The sequence below is a fragment of the Psychrobacillus sp. NPDC093180 genome, from assembly GCF_044754065.1.
Taxonomy (GTDB): domain Bacteria; phylum Bacillota; class Bacilli; order Bacillales_A; family Planococcaceae; genus Psychrobacillus.
In genome coordinates this window covers 39,087-57,093 of record NZ_JBIVOJ010000010.1, presented here as the reverse complement: position 1 = coordinate 57,093, position 18,007 = coordinate 39,087, and the positions used below count along the sequence as shown (strand labels likewise).

The following is an 18,007-nucleotide window of genomic DNA, read 5'->3' as shown; positions in this document are numbered from 1 at the left end:
ATTATTTTTCAATAGACAGTCCCATTAAATATTCTGCAAGAGCATCTAATTGCTCTTCACTAAAATCTTCGCCATTGTTAAGTTGTTTTGGCTGAGGCATTAAGTTACCTGGTTTGTATTTCTGTGGATCAGAAATCCAGTTTTTAAGATCTTCTTCTGTATGATCCATAAATCCAGCAACACGGTTACGATCTCCAAATGTCGCTAAGTTAGGACCAACTCCACCAGCAGTTCCTGCAGCAGAAGTCGCATGACATGCGATACAGCTTGTATTAAAGATTTCTTCTCCTTGAGTAGCAAGCTCACCGTCTGCAACAGCTTCAGTTGTTTTCGCTGCTTCTACCCAAGCATTAAAGTCGTCACGATTCAATGTTTTTACTTTGAAATCCATTAAAGCATGTGATGGACCACAAAGCTCAGCACATTTACCATAAAATACGCCATCTTTTAATCCAGCAGATTCTTTATCGAATTCTAAGTAGAATTGGTTTACATTCTCTACGTTTGTATCCATCTTACCACCAGCTGCTGGGATCCAGAATGAGTGTTTTACATCAGCTGCTTTTAAGTTAAAGTAAACTTTTTCCCCTGTAGGAACTACAAGTTCTTGTGCAGTTACAACGCCTAAATCTGGGTATTCAAACTCCCACCAATATAGCTTTGCAGTTACATTAACAGTAACAGCTGTTTTGTTTCCGTCTGCATCCACGTGATCCATAGCCGCTACATCCGCGTGCTTATAAGTATAAATTACAGTTGGAACAGCAAGTACAATCAATAGAAGAATTGGAATAACTGTCCAAATTACTTCTAGTGTATGACTTCCTTCTACTTGTTTAGGAATAACATTTTCTCCAACTTTTTTGCGTCGGAATTTCACTAGCGCAAGTACATAGATAATTACTACTACGATAACAACAAATGTCATGATAGCAGATGCTAAAAGTAGTAAATTAAATTGATCTCTTCCGACTTGTCCTGCAGGTGTAAGTGTCGATAGATATTCCTCGCCACAACCCGATAAGAAAATCGTTAGAGCTGCTAACAGTGAAAAAAGACGCCATTTTTTAAGCCCTTTCATCATAGCTAAATCAAACCCCTCTTTCATAGTTGTATTCATGTGCATTTAGACGGTCGTTCTGTTTTATATGAATTCTTATGGACTTTAAGAAAGAATTCCCGAAGTTAGATAAAGATAGAAAAGATAATCATTGATACAAACAGGATTGTCATATAATTTAACGAATAAATAAACATACGTGTGGCCCATTTAATATCATTTTCTGTACGAAAACCTTTAATAGATAGCAATAACCAGCCAATATTAAGCACTGTTGCTAAAATAATAAAAATTATTCCGAGATCCATTAATAAAAAGGGTAGTGGGAACAAAAGTAAAATCCATAAAAGCATCGATACTTTTGTACGTTTGAAACCCTTTACAACAGGTAACATCGGAATGTTCGCTGCTCTATATTCTTCCGTCCGCTTCATTGCAAGCGCATAGAAATGCGGAGGTTGCCAAGCAAACATTATTAAGAATAATGCAATCGCACCAAAACTTAATCCCGGTTCTACTGCTGCCCATCCGATTACTGGAGGTATAGCACCTGAAATACTACCTACTACCGTATTACTAACATGTTTTCTTTTTGACCACATAGAGTATAAAACAACGTAACTAATGATACCCGCCAGTCCCCAAACTCCCGCAGAAGTTGAAGCCATAAATAACAAGATTTCACCTACAATTAAAAACGAAAAGGAAGTTATCAGCACGGCTGATGGTGTAAATCTTCCAGTAACAGTAGGTCTACCTTTCTTACTTTTCATGACAGGGTCAATATCACGATCGATATAGTTATTCATCGCTGCAGATCCTGCAATTATAAGTGCTGCACCAAAAAGCGTATAAAATAACAAATCTAACTCATGTAGAAAGTTTCTGTTAGTAATTTGAAATGCTAGCCACAAACCAGTAAATGTCGTTACTAAATTGGAATTCACAATCCCAATCTTAATAAGCGACAGAAAATCTTTCATAAATGAACTGGATACTGGTTCTGTTTCAGTTTCGGTAGTAGCGGTTATTGAATGACCATTTGACATGCTGCCCCTCCTTTCATTTTTGTAAGCATATTCCGCTACCTTTTACTATAGCGAAAATCTTTCCCAATTTCTATAGTGAATAAAGATTTTCGCACAATAAGTTCTAAAAAAATGTAAATTATAATAGAACATATCAATAGTAAATCATTTTTTGTCACTATTTGTGAAGGTTCGGGCACGAATTTATGAACAATTTGTGAAATGGTAATTTCGCCTTCATGTGTTCAAAGTATATACATTGTAATTTTTCTCATGTTTCGATATTATCTAGTAGCAGATATCGTCTTACATAGACGAACAAGATACATAAAGTAGGTGGCGCATTGCACATTCATAAATATTTAAAAGCCCTTGCAATTGCCTCAACAGTTGGTATGTTACTTATCCTGTTAGGAGGAGCACTAGTCACAAAAACTGACAGTGGCATGGGTTGTGGACGACACTGGCCCGGTTGTAATGGACAACTTATTCCAGATGTTATTACGACAGAAGTATTAATTGAATTTTCTCATCGTCTTGTTACAGGAGCTGTCGGCATTTTTATTGTCGCTTTAGGAATCTGGGCTTGGCGTTCTTTAGGACATGTTCGGGAAACAAAATTCTTATCATTCATGGCAATCTTTTTCTTAGTATTACAGGCACTTATTGGTGCTGCACAAGTAAAATGGGGACAAGGAGATTTTATCCTCGCACTTCATTTTGGTATTTCTCTTATTTCATTTGCGGCCGTTTTATTATTAACCCTGTTAATTTTTGAAGTCGATCGGAAATTCGACACGGATAAAATTAGAATAGGTAAAACACTAAGATTTCATACAATTGGTATTACACTTTATTCATACGTAGTCATTTATACGGGCGCACTTGTACGACATACGGAATCTAGCTTAGTCTGCCGGGATTGGCCATTATGTCGAAATGACGAGTTCTCTTTACCTACTAACTTATATGAGTGGGTTCAAATGGGACACCGGACAGCAGCAGGATTAATTTTTCTTTGGATACTAATCGCTGCAATTCATGTTATTAAAAATTACAAATCCCAACGTGCAATCTACTGGAGTTGGATCATTGCACTTATCTTAGTAACATCTCAATTACTCTCCGGAATGTTCGTTATTCTAACTAAGTTAAACTTGTATGTTGCACTATTACATTCATTGTTTATATCCTTACTTTTTGGTCTACTATGTTATATGATTCTATTGTTATCTAGAAGTAGAGGAGAAAATTAAGTACATCATTGTTTTCAATTCCCTAAACACCAAAAGAATAAACAATTAATGGACACATCTTGTTTTAGATTAACAAGATGTGTCCTATTTATTTTGACTAAGACATTAAAGTTAATTGCTAGTCTGGGCGTATCCCGCAAGTCGTGAGCAAACTCGAGTTAGATACAAGTGAGTCTCATGGGGAGGATAAAATGGAATAACGCGCATATTGGAGAAACTGGAAGATAGTGAGTAGAATGAAGTGTCCGCTAGGATTTCTGCTGCAGGGAGTACGCTTTCCACCCGCTTGGCTTCAGCCGCTTCCGCTAGAATCCATAAGAAATAATGCTAGTTAATTAGCGTCACTGTTTATCATTAAAACTTCAGGGCTATTAGGACAAAGTTAATCAACTGGAAGCTCTTTTGAATAAAGTGAAGGTATTAGCTTTAGTAAGTAACCCTAAATAACGCTCCCTTACTATTGGCGTCTCACTCCAAGTAAACTTGTTTTATGAAAATTGGTTGCTCTCAAGATCAATTTGGTTGCTTTCAGTCTAGACTAGTTGCTCTCAACAGACTTTTGGTTGCTCTCAAACTAGAACTGGTTGCTTTCGACAGCTGTTGGTTGCCCTTAGCCATTTATTGGTTTTACTTAGTCAAAAAATGTTGGTGTTTTTGTTTTCAGCAAGTAGATCCTAAATAAAAAAGATATTACCATTGATTTTCGCTACAGTCGGCGAGGCCAACTGGATGTTGGTTTCAAAGGCGTTGCCACACGATATGGCTTTCTTAGCCTTTGTTCCTCTGTGGGCTAATGAGCCATTCCAACGGCGCCAAAATCGCGGCGGGAATGGCTCATCACTCCCCCACAGAAAGCGTACGATTGCAGTGAAAATCATAGCTGTTACCTAATAGAACTTTCTACTTCGCAGTTTCCCTATACAACGATTAAATTAACACATTAGAAAAGGCCGTTTGACAAATGTTTGTCAAACAGCCTTTTTTCTATTCTTTGTCCATTACGATTAATAGATCACCAGTTGAGATTGCTTCTCCTGCCACAACGTGGATCTCTTTTATGACACCATTATATGGTGCCTGTACTGTTGTTTCCATTTTCATTGCTTCTGTAATTAGCAAATGCTGGCCTCTTTTTACTTTGCTACCAATATCTATAGCAACTTTTAATACTGTACCAGGCATAGTTGCACCAATATGATTTTCGTTAGTTACATCTGCTTTTTGTTTTGATAAATGGCTAACTTCAATATTCATATCTTGAATAATGATTTCACGTGGCTGACCGTTCAACTCGAAATAGATGACGCGATTACCGTCTTGCGTTGGTTCACCGATAGAAACCATTTTAATGATTAACGTTTTTCCAACTTCTATTTCCACTTCAATCTCTTCACCAAGTCGTAAACCATATAAGAATGTAGGCGTATCTAGGACAGACACATCACCAAAATTCTTTTCCGTTGCACTATATTCTTCAAATACTTTTGGATATAAAGTATAGGCCAAAATCTCTTGGCTTGTTACAGGACGACCTAGTTGATTAAATAACAACTCTCGTACGGTTTCAAAATCAACAGGTTCTAGTAACTCTCCAGGACGAACATTAATTGCTTGTCGATCTTTTAATATTACTTTTTGAAGCTCTTCTGGGAAACCACCATACGGCTGCCCAATATAACCTTCGAAAAACTCGATTACAGAATCCGGGAAGTCTATTGTTTTTCCTCTTGTGATGACGGATACCTCATCCAAATTGTTCTGAACCATGAACAAAGCCATATCCCCTACTACTTTAGAGGAAGGTGTAACTTTTACAACATCACCGAATAATAAGTTCACACGAGAATACATTTCTTTTACTTCTTCCCATCTCTCGCCGAGACCTACCCCTTTTGCTTGTTGCTGAAGATTGCTATACTGCCCACCAGGCATCTCATGTACATAGATTTCTGTATGCGGGCTCATCATTCCACTTTCAAAATCCTGGTAATATTTACGAACATCTTCCCAGTAATACGATAGCTTTTCAAAAGCGTCAATATCCCCGATGACTTCTCTATTAGATCCTTTCATCGCATAACTTAAACTACTTGCACTTGGTTGTGAAGTTAAGCCTGCCATAGAACCTAATGCAGTATCGACTATGTCTACTCCAGCATCTATTGCTCTCGCATACATATAAATACCGTTTCCACTTGTATCATGGGAGTGTAAATGAATTGGCAAATCAACCGTGCTCTTGAGCTCGCTGATCAAACGATATGCAGCTTCTGGTTTTAGTAAGCCTGCCATATCCTTAATCGCTAAAATATGTGCTCCTGCTGCTTCTAACTCTTTTGCCATGTCTTTATAGTACTGAACTGTATATTTGGCTCTAGAATCATCTAAAATGTCTCCAGTGTAGCATATAGCTGCCTCAGCTATTTTTCCGGATTGTCTCGTTGCATCAATAGCAACTTCCATTCCTTTTATCCAGTTTAAGCTGTCGAAAATTCGGAATACGTCAATTCCTGCTTCTGCAGACTTTTGTATAAATTCACGAATTACATTATCTGGATAGTTTTTATATCCAACCGCATTTGCCCCACGGAATAACATTTGGAACAACACATTCGGAATCATTTCACGCATTTTAATCAGTCGATCCCATGGGCTTTCTTTTAAGAAACGATATGCAACGTCAAAAGTTGCACCTCCCCACATCTCAAATGAGAATAGATTATTCAATCCTTGCGCAGATTCTTTCGCTATACCAAACATATCATGTGAACGCACACGAGTTGCAAGTAAAGATTGGTGAGCATCGCGGAATGTTGTGTCTGTTAAAAGTACGCCTTGTTGCTCTTTGACCCACTTGATAACTCCTTCAACACCTTCTGACTCAAGGATTTGTTTTGTTCCACTCGGCGGTGCTTGAGAAATATCTAATGTCGGTTTTCTTGGAACGCCAAATACTGGTTTTGTTTGTTGCTGCACTCCCGGGAATCCGTTCACCGTAACATTTCCAATATAATTTAATAATTTGGTTCCTCGGTCTTTTCTATTCGGGAACATGAACAATTCAGGGGTTGAATCTATAAAACTAGTATTAAACTGTCCTGAAAGAAAACTTGGGTGTTTGACAACTTTCTCTAGGAATGGAATATTCGTTTTAATTCCTCGAATTCTAAACTCCTGCAAGTTTCTGTTCATTTTAGCTGCTGCCTCTTTAAAAGACATACCCCATGTAGAAACTTTTACTAACAATGAATCGTAATAAGGGGTGATGACCGCGCCTTGGAAGCCATTACCTGCATCTAAACGAACACCAAATCCACCACCCGAACGATATACCATTAGTTTCCCTGTATCTGGCATAAAGTTATTTAATGGATCTTCCGTTGTTACACGCGATTGTATGGCGAAACCAAATAGAGGGATATTTTCTTGACTTGGAACTCCCATATCTTCACTTGTGAGTGCTAAGCCATCTGCGATTTTAATCTGTGCATGGACAATATCGACACCCGTGATCATTTCTGTAATCGTGTGCTCTACTTGAATTCGTGGATTTACTTCGATAAAGAAAAATTCCTCTTCTGTTACTAAAAACTCTACAGTTCCTGCATTTATGTATGATACATTTTGCATTAATTGAACAGCAGCTTGACAGATTTTGTTTCGTAATTCAGCACTTAATGAATTAGATGGAGCAATTTCCACTACTTTTTGATGTCTTCTTTGGATCGAACAATCTCGTTCATAAAGATGAATTAAATTACCATGCTTATCTCCTAATATCTGAACTTCGATATGTTTTGGTTGATCAATAAATCTTTCCACATATACTTCGTCTGATCCAAAAGCAGCTTTTGCCTCTGATTTGGCACGTTCGTATGCACTTTCCAACTCATCTTGCGTTTGAACGACACGCATCCCTCGACCACCACCGCCAAGGGAAGCTTTAATCATCAGTGGGTAACCATGTGTCTCACCGAATGCCTGTACCTCTTCTAAGCTTTCAACTGGCCCATCACTACCAGGAATAACTGGAATACCTGCTTTTACTGCTTGCTCACGGGCCTTTACTTTATCTCCAAACATATCTAAATGTTTGGAAGTAGGACCGATAAAAATAATTCCTTCTTCTTCACAACGTTTAGCGAATTCTAAATTTTCAGATAAAAAGCCGTAACCTGGATGAATAGCATCTGCATTGCTCTCTTTAGCAATTCGAATGATATCCTCAATATCTAAATAAGCGTCAATCGGCTTTTTACCTTCTCCGACTAAATAGGATTCATCCGATTTAAAACGGTGAAAAGAACCGCTATCTTCCCGTGAATAAATCGCAACGGTACGCAGATTTAACTCCGTACACGCGCGGAAGATTCGAATAGCGATTTCCCCTCTGTTTGCAACAACAATTTTTTTAATGTTCTCCATCCATTGGCACCCCTTATTCTTTTGTTTTTTCATGCTTAACAAACATAGATACATTCATTAATATCCCTATTGCAGCGGATAGTATAATGATAGAAGTACCTCCGAAACTTATAAAAGGAAGGGTAACTCCTGTAAGTGGAATAATCCCTAACATTCCTCCTAAGTTTACAAATGTTTGAAAACCAATAATACTGGAAATACCAGCAGCAATCATACGAGCTTGTGGATCTCTTGTAGATAAGGCAATCATGATTCCCTTTAACACAATAAAAAACAATCCACATAAGACTATTAGAACTCCTATAAGCCCAAGCTCTTCCGCTATAATAGCCATTATAAAATCTGTATGTGGTTCAGGCAAGTATCCAAACTTCTGATTGGAATTTCCTAATCCTAATCCCTTTAAACCACCTGAGCCTATCGCAATATATCCATTTACTATTTGGAACCCATAATCTAGCTCATAGTCAAACGGATTAATAAATGCCTCTAATCGTCCAAGTCTGCGCGGAGTTATCAAGGTATCCTTCATAAAATAGATTGCAAATAGTCCCATTGTTATAACTATACCAATTAATCCGACAAGTTTGGAGAAAGATTTAAATTTTATGCCGCTTGCAGCGATTACTGAAATCGCTACAAAGCTAATAATCATTGTATTTCCAACATCTGTTTCCATCATAATTAGTACAAAAACAAAAAACAATACTATCAATGGGGGTCCCACTGATTCATTCAATTTGTTCAACGTACCATTTTCATATTTTTTCGTAAAAATACCGGCAAAATATAATACTATTACTACTTTCGCAATTTCCGAAGGTTGAATATTACCAAAACCTAAATGAATCCAACTCTGAGATCCACTCGCCCCACCAGTTCCGATAAAATGAACTAGTATTAGTAAGGTAAACATAACAAAAAGCATCAGTTGCATCATGAAGCGTCTTTTATAATGTTTATAAGGGAAAAAGGCCATTAAAAAAAATACTGGGATAGCTAGTGCTAAGTTTATCTTTTGTTTGCCGAAAAAATAGTCTGGCTCCCAGCCATAATTGAGAACTGCCCAACCCATACTAGCACTATAAATCATTACTAACCCAAACAAACATAATGCTAAGTAAACAAAAAACAAAGCATAATCAAAATTTCTAAAAAATCGTTTCAAATATGGAATCATGTCAAAACCTCTATTTCTTCCGTTAGAAAAAAAAACTCAAACAGTTAACTTCGTTTGAGTTTTATTATTATTTTTCTGTATGGATATCATGTAAAACCGATAACTCTTTTTCTAGTGAAGCAATAATTTCTTTTCCTTCACTTTTCTCTAAAAGTCCGAGTTTGACCGCAAAATCAATTTCGCGCGATAGTCCAAACATCTGAGTATCCAAAACCTCTTCGTAAAGTGGACATTGAGGCATCGTTAAGTTGTCCATTTGAACTTTTATTAATTGCGCAATCTTTTCCGCATCTTTTCTTAAAAGCTCTAATGCTTTTTCTTGATAGGAAAGCTGTATTTTAGTATCCATGAGGACGCCCCCATTATTATAATTTCTACTTATTTACCTCCCTAAAGTGTATCTTTTGATGAGCAAAATTGCAAGTGTTCTCTCATCATAGTTTATAAAAAAGTGAATTATTCTTTAGAAATTTCCATTTTAGCGATATACTAAGTTAGATTAGAAAGATTAGAGGAGGCAATTTCTGTGGAATTTATCATACCTGTTAAAGGTGCAGTTAAATTTACTATTACGCTTGATCCAACTGTTTGGATTTTTGATGATCGAAAAATTGATTTGGACGAATTTTTCTCAGGAGAATATGAGTATAAAGATGAACTAGAGGAGTATACAAAAGTGACGTCTGCCCATTGGTCACGTGAAATTATAGAAGGCGCTACTGTACCTCCAACTTTACAATCAGAGAAAAAATACGAACGAACAAAAGCACTGACTAGTACATTTGGTGTAGAACTACAACCATTTATTCAGAATGCAGAGCCTCTAGAAGATGCTTCAACATTAGTCATTGAAACAACAGAAGGTGAACACTCTTTCCCATTAAACGAATTAGATACTTTATTACTAAAGTTTAGTCATAAAGGAAAACCACTTCGTGAGGATGGTCCTGTGCATGTTATAAAAAAGGATGGTTCTAATATAAACAATCCGATCAAATTTGTTACTGCATTTCGCGTTGAATAGGAGTTGATTTTATGAAAGTACAATGTGTTATATGTGATCGAATAGACATACTCTCAGATGATCTGCCATTAGCAAAAAAGTTAAGAAATCGACTTATTCACACTTATATGTGCCCAGTCTGTCATGACCGTATCGAAGAAAAAACGAATGCCAGATTAGCAACAGGCAAATTCATCTTCTACAAAACATCCAAACTTATTGAAAATGAGTTTTAAAAATTTCAGAAGAACAAAATAGGACCCCTCTTGTTTTTAATCGAACAAGAGGGGTCCTATTTTTAGTGTAATAGAGATACTGCGACTTGTGTATTGGATGAGGTATCCCTTTAATGCAAAAAACAAAGCTCGTCTACAATTAAGTAGTTGAGCTTTGTTTCTTTTCAAGTCGTAAACGAATCTTATAAATGATTAAGATTAATGCTGCTACGATTAACCCTTCGACTACTGGAAGGAAAAACGCTAAAAACGTTAGCATCAAACATCCTAAAAATAAGAAGACGTAAATGACTATATTTTGTCCCACACGCAATTTCTTGGCAAATCCTAGCTTGTACACAAGCACAGATAGCAAGAAAATTGTTATAAATAATACATAACCCGCTATGTCGAAATTTGGCATAACTTCATAAATAAGCTTAGATATACTAGACATTCTACCAAATACGAATTGCTGTTCTTCCAAGGTTGTTCACCCTTTTCTGATTCTATTCAAGTTCTGCATTTTTTAACTTTTTCGTCACACGTTCACGTTCACTTTTCTCTAAGATTTGTTTACGTAGACGGATTGACTGTGGTGTTACTTCTAAATACTCATCATCACCTAGAAACTCAATTGCTTCTTCAAGCGTTAAAATACGAGGTCTTTTAATAACGTTTGTTTGGTCTTTGTTAGCAGAACGAATATTTGTTTTTTGTTTCATTTTCGTAATATTTACCGTAATGTCATTATCACGAGTATTTTCTCCAACTACCATACCCTCGTAAATTTCAGTACCAGGTTCTACGAATAGTGTACCACGGTCTTCAATTTGCATCATCCCATAAGTTGTTGCTTTACCAGTTTCCATCGAAACAAGTACGCCTTGGTGACGTCCACCAACACGCCCTGAAACCACTGGTTGGTAGCTATCAAATGTATGGTTAATGATACCAAAACCTTTTGTTAGAGACATAAACTCAGTAGTGTATCCAATAAGTCCACGTGCTGGAACCATAAAGATTAAGCGAACTTGACCATTACCATTATTGATCATGTCCGTCATTTCACCTTTACGTGTTCCCATTGATTCGATAATAGAACCTACGCTATCTTCTGGTACATCAATTTGTACTCTTTCGATTGGCTCACATTTTTTTCCATCAATTTCACGAATAATTACTTTTGGTTTCGATACTTGAAGTTCAAAACCTTCACGACGCATATTTTCGATCAAAATAGACAAGTGAAGTTCCCCACGACCTGATACGATCCATGCATCTGGAGATTCTGTATCATCGACACGTAATGATACATCCGTTTGAAGTTGAGAACGTAAACGCTCTTCTACTTTACGAGAAGTAACCCATTTTCCTTCACGACCAGCAAATGGTGAGTTATTTACTAAGAATGTCATTTGTAAAGTTGGTTCATCTATACGTAATGGAATCAATGCATCTGGATGGTCAGTCGGACAAACTGTTTCCCCTACATTAATTTCTTCCATACCTGATACAGCGATTAAATCTCCTGCTTTAGCTGATTGAACTTCTACACGTTTTAAGCCGAAGAAACCAAACAATTTGGTTACACGGTAATTTTTAATAGATCCATCTAGTTTCATCAAAGAAATTTGTTGACCTACCTCAATCGTACCGCGGAATACACGACCAATACCAATACGACCTACATAGTCGTTGTAGTCTAATAACGCTACTTGGAATTGTAATGGTTCATCTGAATTATCGATTGGTGCTGGAATTGCTTCGATAATCTGTTCAAATAGGCATGCCATGTTTTCTTCTTGAGAAGCTGGATCTGGATCTAATGAAGCAGTACCGTTTACACCCGAAGCATAAACAACAGGGAACTCTAGTTGATCTGCATCCGCATCTAATTCGATAAATAATTCTAATACTTCATCTACAACTTCTAATGGGCGAGCAGAATCTTTATCTACTTTATTTACTACAACGATTGGTGTTAACTTTTGTTCTAACGCTTTTTTCAATACGAATCGTGTTTGTGGCATACAACCTTCATATGCATCAACAACTAGAACAACTCCGTCTACCATCTTTAAAATACGTTCTACCTCACCACCGAAATCGGCATGTCCAGGTGTATCAAGTATATTAATACGCGTACCATTGTAGTCTACTGCTGTATTTTTAGCTAAAATCGTAATACCACGTTCACGTTCGATGTCACCAGAGTCCATTGCTCTTTCATCAACATGCTCATTTGAACGGAAAGTACCCGATTGTTTTAGTAATTGGTCAACTAATGTCGTTTTCCCATGGTCAACGTGTGCTATAATTGCAATGTTTCTTAAATCTTGACGTAAATTTGTCATATTTCCACTCCATATTCTTTTTTCGAGTCCATAACTGTGTTATTATATCACAAGTGAAACTAAAGTAATAATATTTTTTTATCATTTTTTGGAGGTAATTGGATTGAGTAATATCAAATGGATTTTTGTTCTGTATTCTCTTGGCGCTATTTTATCGATGGCATTAATCGGAATCGCTGTAGCACTACGAAATATTCCACTCGTTTTCCTGTTTCTAGTTATGCTTTTTATCGTAATGGGTTTTGGCTTCAAAACAAAGAAAAAAATGCGAGACCAAGGACTTTTGTAAAACATGATCGGCAAGATTTTTCTTGCTGATCATCTACTTCAGTTTTACATAGTTCCCTACTATCTCCCCATGTAAACCAGGTTTTGATACGATAAATGTATTTTGTCCCATTAAATTAATAGGCTCATTTGCCAGAGTAGTTACGATAGCCCCGACCTCATTTGCAATTACTATTCCTCCCGCGATATCCCATGGCGATAAACGCATCGATACATAAGCATCTAGTCTTCCCATAACGACATACAATATTTCAATTGCAGCAGATCCATACGACCTAGTACCTCGAACTTTATTCAAGAGTTGAATCATTCCTTCATGTTCAATGTATTTATTTGGTACAACCCAGCTCGCATTAATACTAATAATAGATTGTTCCACCTTGGCATGCTCAACTCTTGGGATGCGCTGATCATTGAAAAATGCACCTTCTCCTAATGCAGCAGAAAGTAAATCATCTCCCATTACATCATAGATATACCCGAGTATACCTTCACCATCCTTGAAAATACCTAAAGAAATGGCGAAATTCTTTTTTTGATGGATAAAATTCATCGTTCCATCAATTGGGTCGAGAATCCAAACATAGCCACTTAAATCTTGTATATCGTCACCAAACCCTTCCTCCCCCATAATGCGGTGATCCGGAAAGTTCTGTTTTATATTTTTTATAAAAAATTGTTCTGTTTCTTTATCAATATTAGTCACTAAGTCATTTGCTTCTGATTTCGATTCAATGATTAGCTCTGTAGTAAAAGAAGCTCTGATTCTTCCTGCCGCTTCCTTAATTAATGATTTCGCAACTTTGTCCAATTTATGTATATTCACGTCAACAACCCTTTCTCTGCCTAATTTCCCCTAATCCGCTTTTCTACTGTCTAGCTACAGCGCCTTGCCCCTCGGGAGCAAAGGGGAAAAAGCTGCTCCTGCGCAAGCTCGTCGCAAACAAAATCGCTTGTGGTGGCTGGAGAGCTGCCTCCTTGGCCCGCACGATGCGGGTTATGTCTGCTTTGCCACACGATGTGGCGTACTTTGCAGACCTACCACGTCCCATTTGCCTGTCGGGGCAGACATAGGCGCTTTCGCTTTTCTCCAGTATAAAGAAAAAAACACCGGCTGTCTTGCGATTAGCAGGTGTTTTTATGGATTACTTAAAAGTAAAGCATTAATCAAGTGCATCTAGTTCTTCCAAAAGGCGGTGAATTTCAGTCAATTGCATTTTCGCTTCAGTTATTTCTTTTTCATCTTGATTACTTAATGCATCATATAAAGTAGCAAGCTGATAATCCAGTTCCAATTTTAGCGTTTGAATCTTTTCTTTTTCCATATCATTTTTACGAATAATGTGCACTACCTGTCTCATAACTAACACCCCTTCTTTTTATTATTCCGTAATTTTCAGAAGATTTTTAATATTCTATGCTGATAATGAAATATTGTCAACTGAAGGAATACTACTTACATGATTTTTACCCATATTTCCTATAAAATAAACATGGAAAACGAAAGGAGTTTACAAATGAACAAAACATTTTGGGAAGCCAAAGACTTTGATGTATTCGAAGTGGATGGTTTAGAAAATAGAATGAATGCCCTTATAGAAAACGTTCGTCCAAAATTCGAAAAACTAGGAATGCATTATAGTCATTATTTTTCGGGTACTCTAGGGAACGAGTTCTTTCCACATGTAGCCAAACATGCTAGACGCTCCGTCAATCCCCCAAACGATAGTTGGGTCGCGTTTGCACCATATAAAAGAGGTTATAAAGCGTTACCACACTTTCAAATTGGACTGTGGGGAAGCCACTTATTTATCATTGTAGCTGTCATTTACGAAGCACCTGATAAAGTAGCTATAGCGGAAAAATTATTAAAGAAGAAAAGCTTATTCAATAAGTTACCGGATGATTTCATAGTTTCTGGAGATCATATGAAACCAGATGCTATTCCTTTGAAAAAAGCTAAAAAAGGGGAATTAAAGGATTTATTAACGCGACTACATGATGTGAAAAAAGCCGAATTTTTAGTAGGTCGTCATATCTCTAAAGAAGAGGCAATCAAATTCTCAGAAGACGAATTCTACCAGTTGGTTGATGAAACTTTCGAATACCTATTACCTATTTATAAAACGATGATTAATATGAAGTAGAATTTTTCTCCTATAGCTTTCAAGCTATAGGAGAAAAGCTTTATCCTTTTATAATATTGAGATCGCTTTTTTCTTTCATCATTTTCACTATTGGATAACTTGCGTAACCGCTTTCTTTTTCGAATTCCCGAAAATATGTTTTTTCTTCTGCTATAGATGGCACAATTTCTTTAAAGCGTCTGTATTTCATTAATAATTCTTCTCGCTTTACACCCTTTTCATACGCTTTTTCAATTGCTTCAAAAAATTGGACGACATCCACTATTTCCTCTGTAGACCAATCTATAGAAAACGGATATGTGTATTCCATTATTCTCTCCTCCTACTGTTGCCATTTTTCTCTTATTTCTATTGCTTCTTTTACCATTCGTTCTATTAGTTCTTCCGTTGACGGTATATCATGTATCAGTCCAATAGACTGCCCTGCCCAGCCAAACCCTTTTTCTTCGTTACCTTCATAGATAAACTGCTTATTTGCTTTGCCGCTAATGTGTTCTTTTAATGCATCATATGTTGGATTTTCAGATTCAATACGTAAAATTTCTTGTGTCCATTCATTTTTAATCGCTCTGGCTGGTGCACCAATAGATCGTTTAATCACGGTAGTATCCGTCTCCTGGCTTGCAATTAATGCTTGTTTATATGCTTCTGAAGCATGGACGCATTCCTTTGTTGCGATGAATCGAGTACCCATCTCAATTCCTTCTGCACCAAGGGCGTGAGCAGCCATCCAACCTCTACCATCTGCAATTCCTCCAGAAGCTATCACTGGAATCGACACTGCATCTACTACTTGGGGGATTAAAACGATCGTACCAATATCGTCCCTTCCTAAATGTCCACCACCTTCTTGACCCACAACCATCACTGCATCTGCTCCAAGCTGTTCCGCTTTTTGAGCTTGGCGTTTTGCAGCAACGAGCACTAATTTTTTTATAGAAGTGTTTGCAAGCTTTTCTAAAATAGGCGCTGGATTTCCTCCTGTCATGGAAATAGCCGGAACTTCCTCGTCAATTGCCACTTGTAGCATATGCTCATAAGGTCTTCCAGTTTGACCGATAGCGAAGTTAACTCCGAATGGTTTATCTGTTAACTCCCTTACCCTCCTAATTTCCGTTCTCAATTCTTCCGGCGTTTTTAAGCTCATAGCAGTTACTTGACCTAGACCTCCCGCGTTTGATACAGCTGCACAAAGATCAGAATAAGCCAAATAAGCAAGTCCACCTTGAATGATTGGATATTTTACACCCAATAAATCGGATACCTTTGTCTGAAAATTCATTCTCATCCCTCCTACTTTTCAGTATAGAAGAATTATCCATCTGATTCAATTGACAAATATTTTTTATAGTCATGAAACTGGGAAAGTGCTATAATTCATTTGTTTTAAGAAATGTGTAAGCGCCTATGTCTGACCCGACAGGCAAATGGAAAAAAGCGAGGAGGCAGCTCTTCAGCCACCACAAGCGATTTTGTTTGCGACGAGCTTGCGCAGGAGCAGCTTTTTCCCCTTTGCTCCCGAGGGGCAAGGCGCTGAAGCTAGACAAAAAATTATTTTAACTAGAGGTGGTATGAGCGTTGTCACAATTAGAAACTCCTTTATTCGATGCCTTACTAAAGCATCGAAATCGTCATCCTATCCAGTTTCATATTCCTGGACATAAAAAAGGGAAAGGGATGGACCCAGCATTTCGTGAGTTCGTTGGAGATAATATACTTTCTATAGATTTGATTAATATTGCCCCTTTGGATGATTTACATTCTCCTAAAGGTGCGATAAAAAAAGCACAACGTTTAGCCGCAGAAGCTTTTGGGGCAGATGAAACTTTCTTCTCTGTACAAGGGACAAGCGGTGCCATTATGACGATGATTCTTACAATTTGTGGTCCTGGAGATAAAATTCTAGTACCGCGGAATGTTCATAAATCTATTATGTCTGCAATCGTTTTTGCAGGTGCTATTCCCGTTTTTATCCATCCAGAAGTAGATAAAGAACTTGGTATTTCTCATGGAATTTCCGTTGAATCAGTTGAAAAAGCATTAGAAGTACACCCAGATGCAAAAGGGTTACTTGTTATTAATCCTACCTATTTTGGACTAGCTGCAGATCTAAAAAAAATTGTAGATATCGCGCATGAAAGAGGTATTCCTGTAGTAGTGGATGAAGCTCATGGCGTACATATTCACTTCCATAAATCGCTCCCTATTTCTGCTATGGAGGCTGGTGCAGATATGGCTGCTACCTCTGTTCATAAATTGGGTGGTTCTATGACACAGAGTTCCATTTTAAATGTGCGGGAAGGTCTTGTTTCTACTAAACGAGTGCAATCGATATTGTCTATGCTAACAACTACATCTACTTCCTATCCTCTTCTAGCATCATTAGATACCGCTAGAAGGCAATTAGCTATCCACGGTGAGGATCTGATCGGAGAGGCGATTAGAGTTGCCAATGATGCGCGTATTCGCATTAACGAGATTCCTCATATTCACTGCGTTGGAGAAGAGATTCTACAAACATCCGCGACCTTCGATATGGATCCTACAAAGTTATTAATAAGTGTGAAAAACTTAGGTATGACTGGATACGAAGCGGAGATTTGGCTTAGAGAAAAAGCGAATATCGAAGTGGAGCTTTCCGATTTGTATAATATTCTTTGTTTAATCACAATCGGAGATACGGAAAAAGAAACGAACTTACTTATAAATGCCCTTTCTCGTATGGTGGAAGCGCATGAATCAGAGGCAGTTGTAATAGAGCCATCTGTTACATTACCAGATATTCCTGGACTTGCTATGTCGCCAAGAGATGCATTTTATGCAGCTACCGAGCAGATTCCATTAAAAGAGGCAAGTGGTCGTATTTCTGCTGAGTTCGTCATGGTTTACCCTCCTGGTATTCCTATTTTTATTCCCGGGGAAATAATTACACCAGGAAATATTAACTACATTACAATGAATTTAGAAGCAGGTCTACCTGTGCAAGGACCGGAAGATGATACTTTAGAAATGATTCATGTGATAAAAGAACATCAAGCAATTTTTTAA

The 18,007-nt window shown here is 37.4% G+C and carries 17 protein-coding genes; 6 read left to right on the top strand and 11 right to left on the bottom strand.

Annotated features, from left to right (window positions below; genetic code table 11):
* Position 1 precedes the first annotated feature (1 nt).
* Entirely contained in the window at positions 2-1,084 is a 1,083-nt protein-coding gene (coxB, locus tag ACIP9W_RS15675; RefSeq protein ID WP_400791216.1) for a cytochrome c oxidase subunit II, read from the bottom strand.
* 101 nt (positions 1,085-1,185) lie between these two features.
* Complete coding sequence (cyoE, locus tag ACIP9W_RS15670) at positions 1,186-2,109, bottom strand: heme o synthase (RefSeq protein ID WP_282245781.1); 924 nt, start codon at positions 2,107-2,109, stop codon at positions 1,186-1,188.
* A gap of 323 nt (positions 2,110-2,432) precedes the next feature.
* Between cyoE and ACIP9W_RS15665 the strand changes: the two genes are divergently transcribed.
* On the top strand, positions 2,433-3,344 hold the full coding sequence (locus ACIP9W_RS15665) for a COX15/CtaA family protein (protein WP_282245783.1): 912 nt from the start codon (positions 2,433-2,435) through the stop codon (positions 3,342-3,344).
* A 984-nt stretch (positions 3,345-4,328) separates the two neighbouring features.
* Here ACIP9W_RS15665 and pyc read toward each other — a convergent pair.
* From pyc to ACIP9W_RS15650, 3 genes are all read right to left on the bottom strand, one after another.
* Positions 4,329-7,769, bottom strand: a complete 3,441-nt coding sequence (gene pyc, locus ACIP9W_RS15660) for a pyruvate carboxylase (RefSeq protein ID WP_400791211.1) — start codon at positions 7,767-7,769, stop codon at positions 4,329-4,331.
* Positions 7,770-7,782: 13 nt separating this feature from the next.
* Positions 7,783-8,949 carry an FtsW/RodA/SpoVE family cell cycle protein gene (locus ACIP9W_RS15655; protein WP_400791208.1) on the bottom strand — a complete coding sequence of 389 codons (1,167 nt, stop codon included), beginning with the start codon at positions 8,947-8,949 and terminating at the stop codon, positions 7,783-7,785.
* Positions 8,950-9,016: 67 nt separating this feature from the next.
* Positions 9,017-9,298 (bottom strand): Fpa/YlaN family protein, encoded by a 282-nt coding sequence (locus tag ACIP9W_RS15650; protein WP_142537609.1) that lies wholly within the window; start codon positions 9,296-9,298, stop codon positions 9,017-9,019.
* Between the two features lie 177 nt (positions 9,299-9,475).
* On the opposite strand from ACIP9W_RS15650, the gene ACIP9W_RS15645 reads away from it, so the two are divergent.
* Both ACIP9W_RS15645 and ACIP9W_RS15640 read left to right on the top strand, forming a co-directional pair.
* Positions 9,476-9,973 (top strand): peptidyl-prolyl cis-trans isomerase, encoded by a 498-nt coding sequence (locus tag ACIP9W_RS15645; RefSeq protein WP_282245789.1) that lies wholly within the window; start codon positions 9,476-9,478, stop codon positions 9,971-9,973.
* Between the two features lie 11 nt (positions 9,974-9,984).
* Positions 9,985-10,188, top strand: a complete 204-nt coding sequence (locus ACIP9W_RS15640) for a YlaI family protein (RefSeq protein ID WP_142537607.1) — start codon at positions 9,985-9,987, stop codon at positions 10,186-10,188.
* A 139-nt stretch (positions 10,189-10,327) separates the two neighbouring features.
* Here ACIP9W_RS15640 and ACIP9W_RS15635 read toward each other — a convergent pair whose 3' ends face one another.
* Positions 10,328-10,654 (bottom strand): YlaH-like family protein, encoded by a 327-nt coding sequence (locus ACIP9W_RS15635; protein WP_229677266.1) that lies wholly within the window; start codon positions 10,652-10,654, stop codon positions 10,328-10,330.
* Positions 10,655-10,676: 22 nt separating this feature from the next.
* Positions 10,677-12,524, bottom strand: a complete 1,848-nt coding sequence (typA, locus tag ACIP9W_RS15630) for a translational GTPase TypA (RefSeq protein ID WP_142537606.1) — start codon at positions 12,522-12,524, stop codon at positions 10,677-10,679.
* Between the two features lie 103 nt (positions 12,525-12,627).
* Here typA and ACIP9W_RS15625 point away from each other — a divergent pair, with 103 nt between their 5' ends.
* Entirely contained in the window at positions 12,628-12,813 is a 186-nt protein-coding gene (locus tag ACIP9W_RS15625; RefSeq protein ID WP_142537605.1) for a YlaF family protein, read from the top strand.
* Between the two features lie 33 nt (positions 12,814-12,846).
* On the opposite strand, the gene ACIP9W_RS15620 is transcribed toward ACIP9W_RS15625, so the two are convergent.
* Together ACIP9W_RS15620 and ACIP9W_RS15615 are read right to left on the bottom strand one after the other, a co-directional pair.
* Complete coding sequence (locus ACIP9W_RS15620; protein ID WP_400791201.1) at positions 12,847-13,638, bottom strand: inositol monophosphatase family protein; 792 nt, start codon at positions 13,636-13,638, stop codon at positions 12,847-12,849.
* A gap of 337 nt (positions 13,639-13,975) precedes the next feature.
* A complete protein-coding gene (locus ACIP9W_RS15615) occupies positions 13,976-14,173 on the bottom strand; it encodes a hypothetical protein (protein WP_142537603.1) in 198 nt (65 codons plus the stop codon).
* A 156-nt stretch (positions 14,174-14,329) separates the two neighbouring features.
* Between ACIP9W_RS15615 and ACIP9W_RS15610 the strand changes: the two genes are divergently transcribed.
* Positions 14,330-14,959, top strand: coding sequence for a YktB family protein (locus ACIP9W_RS15610; protein ID WP_400791197.1), 630 nt, complete (start codon positions 14,330-14,332; stop codon positions 14,957-14,959).
* 40 nt (positions 14,960-14,999) lie between these two features.
* On the opposite strand, the gene ACIP9W_RS15605 is transcribed toward ACIP9W_RS15610, so the two are convergent.
* Positions 15,000-15,269 carry a UPF0223 family protein gene (locus tag ACIP9W_RS15605; RefSeq protein ID WP_400791194.1) on the bottom strand — a complete coding sequence of 90 codons (270 nt, stop codon included), beginning with the start codon at positions 15,267-15,269 and terminating at the stop codon, positions 15,000-15,002.
* A 12-nt stretch (positions 15,270-15,281) separates the two neighbouring features.
* On the bottom strand, positions 15,282-16,241 hold the full coding sequence (locus ACIP9W_RS15600) for an NAD(P)H-dependent flavin oxidoreductase (RefSeq protein ID WP_400791191.1): 960 nt from the start codon (positions 16,239-16,241) through the stop codon (positions 15,282-15,284).
* Between the two features lie 296 nt (positions 16,242-16,537).
* Between ACIP9W_RS15600 and ACIP9W_RS15595 the strand changes: the two genes are divergently transcribed.
* Positions 16,538-18,007: an aminotransferase class I/II-fold pyridoxal phosphate-dependent enzyme gene (locus ACIP9W_RS15595; protein ID WP_400791189.1), complete on the top strand. Its 1,470-nt coding sequence runs from the start codon at positions 16,538-16,540 to the stop codon at positions 18,005-18,007.

Excerpts from the sequence above, each read along its gene's own strand:
- coxB (WP_400791216.1), bottom strand. The coding sequence starts at position 1,084 with ATGATGAAAGGGCTTAAAAAATGGCGTCTTTTTTCACTGTTAGCAGCT.
- cyoE (WP_282245781.1), bottom strand. The coding sequence starts at position 2,109 with ATGTCAAATGGTCATTCAATAACCGCTACTACCGAAACTGAAACAGAA.
- pyc (WP_400791211.1), bottom strand. The coding sequence starts at position 7,769 with ATGGAGAACATTAAAAAAATTGTTGTTGCAAACAGAGGGGAAATCGCT.
- ACIP9W_RS15655 (WP_400791208.1), bottom strand. The coding sequence starts at position 8,949 with ATGATTCCATATTTGAAACGATTTTTTAGAAATTTTGATTATGCTTTG.
- ACIP9W_RS15650 (WP_142537609.1), bottom strand. The coding sequence starts at position 9,298 with ATGGATACTAAAATACAGCTTTCCTATCAAGAAAAAGCATTAGAGCTT.
- ACIP9W_RS15640 (WP_142537607.1), top strand. The coding sequence starts at position 9,985 with ATGAAAGTACAATGTGTTATATGTGATCGAATAGACATACTCTCAGAT.
- typA (WP_142537606.1), bottom strand. The coding sequence starts at position 12,524 with ATGACAAATTTACGTCAAGATTTAAGAAACATTGCAATTATAGCACAC.
- ACIP9W_RS15615 (WP_142537603.1), bottom strand. The coding sequence starts at position 14,173 with ATGAGACAGGTAGTGCACATTATTCGTAAAAATGATATGGAAAAAGAA.
- ACIP9W_RS15610 (WP_400791197.1), top strand. The coding sequence starts at position 14,330 with ATGAACAAAACATTTTGGGAAGCCAAAGACTTTGATGTATTCGAAGTG.
- ACIP9W_RS15605 (WP_400791194.1), bottom strand. The coding sequence starts at position 15,269 with ATGGAATACACATATCCGTTTTCTATAGATTGGTCTACAGAGGAAATA.
- ACIP9W_RS15600 (WP_400791191.1), bottom strand. The coding sequence starts at position 16,241 with ATGAATTTTCAGACAAAGGTATCCGATTTATTGGGTGTAAAATATCCA.